Raw genomic sequence first — 12,153 nt, 5'->3', positions numbered from 1 at the left:
TGGATGCCCTCCTCTCTTAACGTCTTGTTTTCTTGTCATCATTACCATGGCCTTTGTAAGCACGAGTTGGAGCGAATTCTCCAAGCTTGTGTCCTACCATGTCTTCAGTAACATATACAGGCACATGTTTGCGACCATCATAAACAGCGATAGTGTGTCCGATAAATTGTGGGAAGATCGTAGAACGGCGAGACCAAGTTTTAATAACTTGTTTACTCTCAGTTTCATTTAACTTTTCGACCTTAACCATTAAATGATCATCAACAAACGGTCCTTTTTTCAAGCTGCGACCCATGAAGGAACCTCCCTTCGTGACTGTTCTACGGTTCTTCTATGAACCGTAGCTCTAGTCCCGTTATTTTTTACGACGACGTACGATAAACTTATCTGATTTGTTTTTCTTCTTACGAGTTTTGTATCCAAGAGTTGGTTTACCCCATGGAGACATAGGTGACTTACGTCCGATTGGTGAACGTCCTTCACCACCACCGTGTGGGTGATCGTTAGGGTTCATTACAGATCCACGTACTGTTGGGCGCTTGCCTAACCAGCGTGAACGACCTGCTTTACCAATGTTAATAAGTTCGTGTTGCTCGTTACCTACTTGACCGATAGAAGCACGGCACTCAGCAAGGATCATGCGAGTTTCACCAGAAGTTAAACGTACAAGTACGTATTTACCTTCTTTACCAAGTACTTGTGCAGATGTACCAGCTGAACGTACAAGCTGACCACCTTTACCTGGTTTTAATTCGATGTTGTGCACAACTGTACCAACAGGAATATTAGCTAATGGAAGTGCGTTACCCACTTTAATATCAGCCTCAGGGCCAGACATTACTTCCATACCAACTTCTAAGTTTTTAGGAGCTAAGATATAACGCTTTTCTCCATCAACATAATTAATTAATGCGATATTCGCAGAACGATTTGGATCGTACTCAATTGTAGCAACGCGTCCTGGAATGCCATCTTTGTTACGTTTAAAATCAATTAAACGATATTGACGCTTATGGCCGCCACCTTGATGACGAACAGTTAACTTACCTTGGTTATTACGGCCGCCTTTGCTCTTTAATGGAGCTAATAGAGACTTTTCTGGAGTGCTAGTTGTGATTTCAGCGAAATCAGAAACTGTCATTCCGCGACGACCATTGGAGGTAGGTTTGTACTTTTTAATCGCCATTTTATTTCCCTCCTCTTCTTGATAGCTTCTTATGCTTCAAAGATTTCGATTTCTTTGCTATCCGCAGTTAATTTAACGATAGCTTTACGACGCTTGTTTGTGTAACCGCCGAATTTACCCATACGCTTGAACTTACCTTTATAGTTCATGATGTTTACTTTATCAACATCTACGCCAAAGATTTCTTCAATAGCATCTTTAACTTGTGTTTTGTTAGCTCTAACATCAACTTCAAACGTATATTTCTTTTCAGACATTAGGTCAGTAGACCGCTCAGTGATAACGGGGCGCTTAATGATATCGCGTGCATCCATTATGCAAGCACCTCCTCTACTTTTTCAACAGCTGCTTTAGTCATGATCAATTTATCATGATTTACAACGTCTAATACGTTAATTCCATCAGCTGTCACAACTGTTACACCAGGGATGTTACGTGCAGACAATGCTACATTCTCATCTAGGTCAGCAGTAACGATAAGTGCTTTCTTCTCAACAGAAAGTCCACCTAATACTGATTTGAATTCTTTAGTTTTTGGTGCATCGAAAGTTAATGTTTCAAGTACTAAGATATTTTCTTCTAACACTTTAGATGAAAGTGCAGATTTAATCGCTAAGCGACGTACTTTTTTCGGTAATTTATAGCTATAGCTGCGAGGTGTTGGACCGAATACAGTACCACCTCCGCGCCATTGTGGTGAACGGATTGACCCTTGACGAGCACGGCCAGTTCCTTTTTGTCTCCATGGCTTACGGCCACCGCCTGCTACTTCTGAACGAACTTTAGTTTTATGAGTTCCTTGACGTAAAGAAGCTCTTTGCATAACAATCGCTTCAAATAATACGCTTTGGTTAGGCTCAATACCAAAAACCGCTTCATTAAGTTCGATATCACCAACTTGTGAACCGTTTTGGTTTAATAATGCTACTTTAGGCATTCCTTTGTTCCTCCTTTCTTACAAAGTGACTTATGCTTTAACCGCACCTTTGATTTTTAATAATGCTTTCTTTGCACCTGGTACGTTACCTTTAATTAAAAGTAAGTTACGTTCTGTATCAACCTTAACGATTTCAAGGTTTTGAACTGTAACTTGATCTCCACCCATACGGCCAGGTAATAATTTACCTTTGAATACACGGTTTGGAGCAACAGGTCCCATTGAACCAGGACGACGATGATAACGTGAACCGTGAGCCATTGGGCCGCGTGATTGTCCGTGGCGTTTGATAACACCTTGGAAACCTTTACCCTTTGAGATTCCTGTTACATCTACGATATCTCCTGCAGCGAAAATATCAACTTTGACTTCCTGACCAACTTCAAGTGCTGCTAAGTCGTCTCCGCGGAATTCGCGAATGAAGCGCTTAGGAGCAGTATTTGCTTTTGCAACATGTCCTTTTTCAGGCTTGTTAGCTAACTTCTCACGCTTATCTTCAAAACCTACTTGTACAGCAACATATCCATCGCTATCAACTGATTTCTTTTGAAGTACTACGTTTGGAGCTACCTCAACAACAGTTACAGGAATTAAGTTCCCGTTTTCTGCAAATACTTGAGTCATACCAATTTTTCTTCCTAAGATTCCTTTGGTCATGTAAGTCACACCTCCTAATTTTATAATAGTTTATTTGATTAAAGTTTAATTTCGATATCAACACCAGATGGTAAATCTAAACGCATTAACGCATCAACTGTTTGTGGAGTTGGGTTAACGATGTCGATTAGACGCTTATGTGTCCGCATTTCAAACTGTTCACGAGAATCTTTGTACTTATGAACTGCACGAAGAATTGTGTAAACAGACTTTTCAGTTGGAAGCGGGATCGGACCCGAAACTGCTGCACCTGAACGTTTTGCTGTTTCAACGATTTTTTCTGCAGATTGATCAAGAATTCTGTGATCATATGCTTTAAGACGGATACGAATTTTTTGTTTTGCCATTATTTTCCCTCCTTTATTCGCCTATTTTCAAAATAGACATTCTCAGTGAAAATTTCCCACACACTCGCCATGGCAAAGCGGCCGGGTGTGTCAGCAACCTTTCACATCATCGCAGTCAAAGACCAACATTGTCTATTATACATAAAACATAAAGCAAACGCAACAATTATTATGATTTTTTTTCTTTATGTTTCTGTCCTGAACACTTTTCCTATTATAGCGGCTGTTTATACGTTTTTCAACTATTAATAGCAATCTCCAAAAATTCCTAGTTATTAAGTGAACGTTATAATATTTTGAATAATAATTATAATAGAAGAAACACGATTATCGGCTTTTTTAGACATAAAAAAAGCAGATGGATCGTCATCCATCTGCTTTTATAGAGTTATTACTCTTGAATTGTAGTGATTGAACCTGAACCGACTGTACGTCCGCCTTCACGAATAGAGAACTTAGTTCCTTCTTCGATCGCAACTGGAGCGATAAGTTCAACAGTCATTTCGATATGGTCGCCAGGCATAACCATTTCAGTACCTTCTGGAAGATTACAGATACCTGTAATATCAGAAGTACGGAAATAGAATTGTGGACGATAGTTTGTGAAGAATGGAGTATGACGTCCACCTTCTTCTTTTGATAATACGTAAACTTGTGCTTTAAACTTTGTGTGTGGAGTGATTGATTTTGGTTTAGCCAAAACTTGTCCACGCTCGATTTCTTCACGAGCAACACCACGAAGAAGGGCACCGATGTTGTCACCAGCTTCAGCGAAATCAAGAAGCTTACGGAACATTTCAACACCTGTTACAGTTGTAGATTTTGGCTCTTCAGTGAAACCAACGATTTCAACAACGTCACCAACTTTAACTACACCACGCTCAACACGTCCTGTAGCAACTGTTCCACGACCAGTGATTGAGAATACATCCTCAACTGGCATCATGAAAGGCTTATCAGTGTCACGAGTTGGAGTTGGGATGAACTCGTCAACAGCAGCCATTAATTCAAGTACTTTTTCTTCCCATGCTGCTTCGCCTTCTAATGCTTTAAGAGCAGAACCTTTGATAACTGGAGTGTCATCGCCAGGGAAATCGTATTCTGTTAATAGGTCACGAATTTCCATTTCTACTAACTCAAGAAGTTCTTCGTCATCAACCATATCACACTTGTTCATAAATACAACAAGGTAAGGTACGCCTACCTGACGAGAAAGAAGGATGTGCTCACGAGTTTGTGGCATAGGACCGTCAGTAGCAGATACTACAAGGATACCGCCGTCCATTTGAGCAGCACCAGTGATCATGTTTTTAACATAGTCAGCGTGTCCTGGGCAGTCAACGTGTGCATAGTGACGAGCATCAGTTTCATACTCAACGTGTGCAGTTGAGATTGTGATACCACGCTCTTTTTCTTCTGGTGCACCATCAATTTGATCGTATGCACGAGCTTCTGCTTTACCTGATTTAGCAAGAACAGAAGTGATTGCAGCAGTTAAAGTAGTTTTACCGTGGTCAACGTGTCCGATTGTACCAATGTTAACGTGTGGCTTTGAACGGTCGAATTTAGCTTTTGCCATTTGGAAAATCCTCCTTTGGATTATAAAGGTTATAAGTATATTAGGTAGAAACTGCGAATATAGTTATCCATATTTCACAGTCTCTATTCTTACATAAGTAGTTATACTTTAAACAAAGGTGAAAATCAATTATTCACCTTTATTTTTTTTGATAATTTCTTCAGAAACTGATTTTGGAACTTCCTCGTAGTGATCAAAGTGCATAGAGAATACTCCACGACCTTGAGTACTTGAACGAAGTGCAGTTGCATAACCAAACATTTCTGAAAGTGGAACCATTGCACGAACTACTTGGGCGTTACCACGAGCTTCCATACCTTCTACGCGGCCGCGACGTGCAGTGATTTGTCCCATGATATCCCCTAAATACTCTTCAGGGATTACAACTTCAACCCTCATCATAGGTTCAAGGATAACAGGGCTACACTTAGAAGCGGCATTTTTAAGTGCCATCGAAGCAGCAATCTTAAACGCCATCTCAGATGAGTCAACATCATGATATGAACCGTCAAATAGACGAGCTTTTACATCGACTAACGGGAATCCAGCAAGAACTCCACGATCAAGTGCATCTTCTAGACCAGCTTGAACAGCAGGGATGTATTCACGAGGAACAACACCACCGACGATACCGTTTTCGAATTCAAATCCTTTACCTTCTTCATTAGGTGAGAACTCAATCCAAACGTGACCATACTGTCCACGACCACCAGATTGACGTGCGAATTTACCTTCAACTTGTGCAGAAGCACGGAAAGTTTCGCGGTATGCAACCTGAGGCGCACCTACGTTAGCTTCAACTTTAAATTCACGACGCATACGGTCAACGATGATATCTAGGTGAAGTTCACCCATACCAGCGATGATTACTTGTCCAGTTTCCTGGTCAGTGTGCGCACGGAATGTTGGATCTTCTTCTTGAAGTTTTTGTAGAGCTGTAGTCATTTTGTCCTGGTCAGCTTTTGATTTAGGTTCAACTGAAAGTTGGATTACAGGCTCTGGGAATTGCATTGACTCAAGGATAACAGGGTTTTTGTCATCACATAGAGTATCACCAGTTGTTGTATCTTTCAAACCTACTGCAGCAGCAATGTCACCAGCATAAACCTTAGAGATTTCTTGACGGCTGTTCGCGTGCATTTGCAGGATACGTCCGATACGCTCACGCTTACCTTTAGTTGAGTTCTGAACGTATGATCCAGATTCTAAAGTACCAGAGTAAACGCGGAAGAACGTTAATTTACCAACATAAGGGTCAGTCATAACTTTAAATGCAAGAGCTGAGAATGGCTCTTCATCGCTTGAATGACGTTCAACAACATCCTCTTCATCATCCACAGCATGTCCCTTGATTGCAGGAACATCTAGCGGAGATGGAAGGTAGTCAATAACGGCATCTAGCATTAACTGAACACCTTTATTTTTGAATGCTGATCCACAGATTACTGGATAGAATTCAACGTTAACAGTACCTTTACGAATAGCAGCTTTAAGCTCTTCTTTAGAGATTTCCTCTCCACTAAGGTATTTTTCCATTAACTCTTCATCTAACTCTGCAACTGCTTCTACTAATTTCTCATGGTACTCTTCTGCTTGAGCACGGAATTCCTCAGGAATTTCACGTACTTCAATGTCTGTACCTAAGTCATTGCTGTAGAATACTGCATTCATTTCAACAAGGTCGATAATCGCTTCGAATTGGTCTTCTGCACCAATTGGAAGTTGAATAGGGTGTGCATTCGCTTGAAGACGGTCATGAATGGTTCCTACAGAATATAAGAAGTCCGCTCCGATTTTATCCATCTTGTTAACGAAAACAACACGTGGTACACCGTAAGTTGTTGCTTGACGCCAAACTGTTTCAGTTTGAGGTTCAACACCAGACTGCGCATCAAGAACGGCAACCGCACCATCAAGTACACGAAGGGAACGTTCAACTTCTACTGTGAAGTCTACGTGCCCTGGAGTGTCAATGATGTTAACACGGTGGCCTTTCCATTGTGCTGTTGTTGCTGCGGAAGTGATTGTGATTCCGCGTTCTTGTTCCTGCTCCATCCAGTCCATCTGAGAAGCACCTTCATGTGTTTCACCAATCTTATGAATACGACCAGTGTAATAAAGGACACGCTCAGTGGTAGTCGTTTTACCGGCATCGATGTGAGCCATGATACCGATATTACGAGTATTTGCTAAGGAGAACTCTCTTGCCATTGGGTCTTTCTCCTTCCTAGTATGAAAGTTTTTATATTGAAGGTTAAATTACCAACGATAGTGAGCAAACGCTTTGTTTGCTTCTGCCATTTTGTGTGTATCTTCACGTTTCTTAACAGATGCACCTGTGTTGTTAGCTGCATCCATGATTTCGTTTGCTAAACGCTCTTCCATCGTCTTTTCACCGCGAAGACGCGCATAGTTTACTAACCAACGAAGACCTAAAGTTGTACGGCGATCAGGGCGCACCTCAACTGGTACTTGGTAGTTCGCACCACCTACACGACGAGCTCTAACTTCAAGTACAGGCATGATGTTTTTCATAGCTGCATCAAAAGTTTCCATTGGCTCTTTGCCAGTACGTTCGCGAATTGTGTCAAACGCAGAATAAAGAATTTCTTGAGATTTACCTCTTTTACCATCGATCATCATTTTATTGATTAGACGAGTAACTAATTTTGAGTTGTAAAGTGGATCAGGTAACACGTCTCTTTTTGCTACAGGACCTTTACGTGGCATTTTGTTTCCTCCTTTCAAAGAAGCTTCTATTTTAGTGTGATTTATTTCTTAGCTGCTTTTGGTCTCTTAGTACCATATTTAGAACGGCCTTGCATACGGTTGTTTACACCAGCAGTATCAAGCGCTCCACGTACGATGTGATAACGTACCCCCGGTAAGTCCTTTACACGTCCTCCGCGAATAAGAACAACACTGTGCTCTTGAAGGTTGTGGCCGATACCAGGAATGTAAGCAGTCACCTCGATACCATTTGTCAAACGTACACGAGCATATTTACGTAACGCTGAGTTTGGTTTCTTTGGAGTCATTGTACCAACACGAGTACATACTCCACGTTTTTGTGGTGAAGATACATTTGTTTGTGATTTCTTGAAGCTGTTGTAACCTTTGTTAAGCGCAGGTGATTTTGACTTTTCCTCTTTTGATTGACGAGGCTTGCGCACTAATTGGTTAATAGTAGGCATGAATTTTTCCTCCCTTCGTTATTTGTAAGCCCACACATCCAGGTGGTTCATTTTTTTGCAAAAACAAAGTTCTTGCAGATCCTCTATCTACAAAAACAGTTTTTAACGGATAATAGCAACAGTTGCAGCACCTACTTCTATTCCACATGCTTTTCCGAGTTTTTTCATCGAATCGACATAGTGGACAGGAACATCCATTAAGAGTGCTTCTTCAACGACTTTTGCCGTTAATCTCGGCTCAGCGTCGCTCGCAACGAGAATCTCTTGAACGTTTCCTTCTTTTAGTACTTTCACTGCTTGTTTTGTTCCTATAACAGTCTTGCGTGCTTGTAATACTTTTTCATAAGACATAACTACATCCTCCAAAGTATCTGGAATAGAAGCACCTTTGATATAGTATCATCTTACCAAAAAGATGTCAACTAATGTTTCGATTTTTTATTCAATCCAGGTATTGGAAAAAGAATTCTTAAAAATCGGTACCTGCTTAATTGGCAGGTACCGAGAATTTAATTAGTCAATTGCAACAGTTTCTTCGGATGTTGTATCGCGTAATACTGGCTCTGCTTTACGGTAACGCTGCATTCCTGTACCCGCAGGAACAAGTTTACCGATGATAACATTTTCTTTCAAGCCGAGTAACTCATCACGTTTTCCTTTAATTGCGGCATCAGTAAGAACTCTGGTTGTTTCTTGGAACGATGCTGCAGACAAGAATGAATCTGTTTCAAGTGATGCTTTGGTAATACCAAGTAAGACTGGACGACCAGTCGCAGGAAGTTTACCTTCAAGAAGCGCCTTCTCGTTAGCATCAGTAAACTGATGAATATCAAGAAGTGTACCTGGAAGAACATCTGTTTCCCCTGCATCGCTGACGCGAATCTTACGCAGCATTTGACGAACCATTACTTCGACGTGCTTATCGCCAATTTCAACCCCTTGCATACGGTAAACTTTTTGAACCTCACGCAATAGGTATTCTTGAACGGAAGTAACGTCTTTTACTTTGATTAATTCTTTCGGATCAATCGAACCTTCTGTTAGTTCCTGACCACGTTCAACACGATCATTGATTGCTACTTTCAAACGGGCTGTATATGGAGCATTATAGGTACGAGATTCCACTTCACCTTGAACCACGATTTCATGCTGGCGGTCACGGCCTTCATTAATCCCGACAACTATACCTTCAATTTCAGAGATGACAGCTTGACCTTTAGGGTTACGCGCTTCAAAAATCTCTTGGATACGCGGTAAACCTTGGGTAATATCGTCTCCAGCAACCCCACCGGTATGGAATGTACGCATTGTTAACTGTGTACCTGGCTCACCGATCGATTGGGCAGCAATAATTCCGACTGCTTCACCCACTTCAACCTCTTGGCCTGTTGCCAAGTTACGGCCATAACACTTCTTACATACACCATGACGAGTGTTACATGTAAAAGCAGATCTAATTTTTACTTCTTCAATTCCTGCATTTACGATCACTTCTGCTAGATCCTCAGTAATTAAGCCATTTTCAGGTACAAGAACTTCTTTTGTCTCTGGATGTCTAATTGGTGTACGAGCATAACGGCCGATTAGACGTTCATCCAAACCTTCGATTGTTTCTGTTCCATCTTTTAAGGCACTGATTAAGAAGCCGCGGTCAGTACCGCAATCGTCCTCACGAACAATGACATCTTGAGCAACGTCAACTAAACGACGAGTTAAGTAACCTGAGTCAGCAGTTTTAAGAGCCGTATCGGCAAGACCTTTACGTGCACCGTGAGTCGAGATAAAGTACTCTAATACAGTTAATCCTTCACGGAAACTTGATTTAATCGGTAATTCAATGATACGTCCTGCCGGGTTGGCCATCAGACCACGCATACCAGCAAGCTGTGTAAAGTTAGAGGCGTTACCACGGGCACCGGAATCACTCATCATAAAGATCGGATTCGATTTATTCAAGGACTTCATCAGCTTACCTTGAATAGTGTCCTTCGCAGCACTCCAGATCGCAATAACACGATCGTAACGCTCATCTTCAGTAATAAGACCACGTCTGAATTGCTTCAATACGTTATCAACTTTTTCTTGAGCTTCATGGAGAATTTGCGGTTTTTCAGGAAGTACGACAATATCAGACACACCAACTGTTAAACCAGCTTTAGTTGAATGCTTAAAGCCTAAATCCTTCATGCGGTCAAGCATTTTTGATGTTTCGGTAATTTTGAATCGTTTAAAGACCTCAGCAATGATATTTCCAAGAATTTTCTTTTTGAATGGATCAATCAACGGCATTTCTTTAATTCTAGCTTTTACGTCTTCACCTTTTTCAATAAAATACTTGGCAGGTGTTTCGACTTCTAAATTATGCCTTGTTGGCTCATTAATATATGGGAATGACTTCGGAAGAATTTCATTAAAAATAAGTTTACCAACCGTTGTCATTAATAACTTATTATTTTGTTCTTCTGTAAATGTTTCATTACCCAATGAACCAGCATGAACAGCTACACGTGTATGGAAGTGTACATAGCCGTTTTGGTAGGCAAGGATCGCTTCACTAGTGTCTTTAAAAACCATACCTTCACCAATCGTGCCTTCACGCTCTAAGGTTAAGTAATAGTTACCTAATACCATGTCCTGAGAAGGAGTAACAACTGGCTTACCATCTTTAGGGTTCAAGATATTTTGAGCCGCTAACATCAACAGACGAGCCTCTGCTTGGGCTTCAGATGATAGTGGTACGTGAACAGCCATTTGGTCACCGTCAAAGTCTGCGTTGTAGGCAGTACATACCAGTGGATGCAGGCGAATTGCCCGTCCTTCAACGAGTGTTGGTTCAAATGCCTGGATCCCTAATCTATGCAATGTAGGGGCACGATTCAATAGAACCGGATGCTCCTTAATAACATCTTCAAGTACATCCCATACATCCGGAGATACTCGTTCGATTTTACGTTTCGCAGATTTAATGTTGTGTGCCAATCCTTTTTCAACAAGTTCCTTCATCACAAATGGCTTGAATAGTTCAAGAGCCATTTCTTTAGGAAGTCCGCACTGATACATTTTTAAGTTTGGACCTACAACGATAACGGAACGGCCGGAATAGTCAACACGTTTACCGAGCAAGTTTTGGCGGAAACGGCCTTGTTTACCTTTAAGCATATGAGAAAGCGACTTTAACGGACGGTTACCAGGACCAGTAACTGGTCGGCCGCGGCGGCCGTTATCGATTAATGCATCCACTGCTTCTTGAAGCATACGCTTTTCGTTTTGAACGATAATGCTAGGCGCACCAAGATCCAATAAACGCTTTAAGCGGTTATTACGGTTAATAACTCGACGATAAAGATCGTTTAGGTCAGATGTTGCAAAACGTCCTCCATCCAATTGTACCATTGGACGAAGCTCAGGCGGGATTACTGGAAGTACGTCCAGAATCATCCATGATGGCTCATTTCCTGAGTTACGGAAGGCCTCGAGCACTTCAAGGCGCTTAATAGCGCGAGTACGGCGCTGGCCTTGTGCTGTCTTAAGTTCTTCCTTAAGGATGTCTACTTCTTTATTTAAATCAATATCAGAAAGAAGCTTTTTAATCGCTTCTGCCCCCATGGCAGCTTGGAATTTATTTCCGTACTTTTCACGATAGGCACGATATTCTTTTTCGGATAAAAGATGTTTTTTATCAAGTGGAGTATCACCTGATTCTGTCACAACATAAGAAGCAAAGTAGATAACTTCCTCCAAAGCACGAGGGGACATGTCTAATACAAGACCCATCCGGCTTGGAATCCCTTTAAAATACCAAATATGTGAGACAGGTGCAGCTAGCTCGATATGACCCATACGTTCACGACGTACTTTTGCACGTGTTACTTCAACACCACAGCGGTCACAAACGACACCTTTGTAACGGACACGCTTATATTTTCCGCAATGACATTCCCAGTCCTTTGTTGGACCAAAGATTCGCTCACAGAATAAGCCGTCTTTCTCAGGTTTTAACGTACGATAGTTAATGGTTTCTGGCTTTTTCACTTCTCCGAATGACCATGAACGGATTTTATCCGGTGAAGCAAGACCAATTTTCATATATTCAAAATTATTAACGTCAAGCAAGGGGCCTACCTCCCTTTCGATATCCAGGTTCTACCCTTATTAGAAAAGCGGAAGCGCACGTCTTAGCCCCGACCAGCGTAAGACGAAATCAGCCGGATGGCGTTTTTTGCCTTTTGGCTGATTTTGGCTTACGACCTCGA

General features: G+C 41.4%; 12 protein-coding genes. All 12 read right to left on the bottom strand.

Going from position 1 to position 12,153, the window contains the following annotated elements; translation table 11 throughout:
* Positions 1 to 16: 16 nt before the first annotated feature.
* Complete coding sequence (gene rpsS / locus AAHB15_RS23625) at positions 17 to 295, bottom strand: 30S ribosomal protein S19 (protein WP_026565526.1); 279 nt, start codon at positions 293 to 295, stop codon at positions 17 to 19.
* A 60-nt stretch (positions 296 to 355) separates the two neighbouring features.
* Positions 356 to 1,186: a 50S ribosomal protein L2 gene (gene rplB, locus AAHB15_RS23620; protein WP_098533215.1), complete on the bottom strand. Its 831-nt coding sequence runs from the start codon at positions 1,184 to 1,186 to the stop codon at positions 356 to 358.
* Between the two features lie 29 nt (positions 1,187 to 1,215).
* On the bottom strand, positions 1,216 to 1,503 hold the full coding sequence (rplW, locus tag AAHB15_RS23615) for a 50S ribosomal protein L23 (RefSeq protein ID WP_176541446.1): 288 nt from the start codon (positions 1,501 to 1,503) through the stop codon (positions 1,216 to 1,218).
* Positions 1,500 to 2,123 carry a 50S ribosomal protein L4 gene (gene rplD / locus AAHB15_RS23610; RefSeq protein WP_144568244.1) on the bottom strand — a complete coding sequence of 208 codons (624 nt, stop codon included), beginning with the start codon at positions 2,121 to 2,123 and terminating at the stop codon, positions 1,500 to 1,502. The genes rplW and rplD overlap by 4 nt, the downstream gene beginning before the upstream one ends.
* 30 nt (positions 2,124 to 2,153) lie before the next feature.
* On the bottom strand, positions 2,154 to 2,780 hold the full coding sequence (gene rplC, locus AAHB15_RS23605; RefSeq protein WP_098533221.1) for a 50S ribosomal protein L3: 627 nt from the start codon (positions 2,778 to 2,780) through the stop codon (positions 2,154 to 2,156).
* 38 nt (positions 2,781 to 2,818) lie between these two features.
* Complete coding sequence (rpsJ, locus tag AAHB15_RS23600) at positions 2,819 to 3,127, bottom strand: 30S ribosomal protein S10 (RefSeq protein WP_007085291.1); 309 nt, start codon at positions 3,125 to 3,127, stop codon at positions 2,819 to 2,821.
* A 391-nt stretch (positions 3,128 to 3,518) separates the two neighbouring features.
* Positions 3,519 to 4,706, bottom strand: a complete 1,188-nt coding sequence (gene tuf, locus AAHB15_RS23595; RefSeq protein WP_335573455.1) for an elongation factor Tu — start codon at positions 4,704 to 4,706, stop codon at positions 3,519 to 3,521.
* A gap of 129 nt (positions 4,707 to 4,835) precedes the next feature.
* A complete protein-coding gene (gene fusA / locus AAHB15_RS23590) occupies positions 4,836 to 6,917 on the bottom strand; it encodes an elongation factor G (RefSeq protein ID WP_335573454.1) in 2,082 nt (693 codons plus the stop codon).
* A gap of 48 nt (positions 6,918 to 6,965) precedes the next feature.
* A complete protein-coding gene (rpsG, locus tag AAHB15_RS23585; RefSeq protein WP_101645932.1) occupies positions 6,966 to 7,436 on the bottom strand; it encodes a 30S ribosomal protein S7 in 471 nt (156 codons plus the stop codon).
* Positions 7,437 to 7,477: 41 nt separating this feature from the next.
* Complete coding sequence (gene rpsL, locus AAHB15_RS23580; protein ID WP_026565517.1) at positions 7,478 to 7,900, bottom strand: 30S ribosomal protein S12; 423 nt, start codon at positions 7,898 to 7,900, stop codon at positions 7,478 to 7,480.
* Between the two features lie 102 nt (positions 7,901 to 8,002).
* On the bottom strand, positions 8,003 to 8,251 hold the full coding sequence (locus tag AAHB15_RS23575; protein ID WP_098533231.1) for a 50S ribosomal protein L7ae-like protein: 249 nt from the start codon (positions 8,249 to 8,251) through the stop codon (positions 8,003 to 8,005).
* A 162-nt stretch (positions 8,252 to 8,413) separates the two neighbouring features.
* Positions 8,414 to 12,013 carry a DNA-directed RNA polymerase subunit beta' gene (rpoC, locus tag AAHB15_RS23570; RefSeq protein WP_335573453.1) on the bottom strand — a complete coding sequence of 1,200 codons (3,600 nt, stop codon included), beginning with the start codon at positions 12,011 to 12,013 and terminating at the stop codon, positions 8,414 to 8,416.
* Between the last annotated feature and the right edge of the window lie 140 nt (positions 12,014 to 12,153).

It is taken from the genome of Bacillus sp. OTU2372 (genome assembly GCF_038440275.1).
Classification (GTDB): Bacteria; Bacillota; Bacilli; order Bacillales; family Cytobacillaceae; genus Neobacillus; species Neobacillus bataviensis_B.
This window is presented reverse-complemented; position numbering and strand designations above follow the sequence as displayed.

Coding starts and splice junctions, on each gene's coding strand:
- rplC (WP_098533221.1), bottom strand. CDS start 2,780: ATGACCAAAGGAATCTTAGGAAGAAAAATTGGTATGACTCAAGTATTT.
- rpsL (WP_026565517.1), bottom strand. CDS start 7,900: ATGCCTACTATTAACCAATTAGTGCGCAAGCCTCGTCAATCAAAAGAG.
- fusA (WP_335573454.1), bottom strand. CDS start 6,917: ATGGCAAGAGAGTTCTCCTTAGCAAATACTCGTAATATCGGTATCATG.
- rpsS (WP_026565526.1), bottom strand. CDS start 295: ATGGGTCGCAGCTTGAAAAAAGGACCGTTTGTTGATGATCATTTAATG.
- rpsJ (WP_007085291.1), bottom strand. CDS start 3,127: ATGGCAAAACAAAAAATTCGTATCCGTCTTAAAGCATATGATCACAGA.
- rplD (WP_144568244.1), bottom strand. CDS start 2,123: ATGCCTAAAGTAGCATTATTAAACCAAAACGGTTCACAAGTTGGTGAT.
- rplB (WP_098533215.1), bottom strand. CDS start 1,186: ATGGCGATTAAAAAGTACAAACCTACCTCCAATGGTCGTCGCGGAATG.
- AAHB15_RS23575 (WP_098533231.1), bottom strand. CDS start 8,251: ATGTCTTATGAAAAAGTATTACAAGCACGCAAGACTGTTATAGGAACA.
- rpsG (WP_101645932.1), bottom strand. CDS start 7,436: ATGCCACGTAAAGGTCCTGTAGCAAAAAGAGACGTGTTACCTGATCCA.
- tuf (WP_335573455.1), bottom strand. CDS start 4,706: ATGGCAAAAGCTAAATTCGACCGTTCAAAGCCACACGTTAACATTGGT.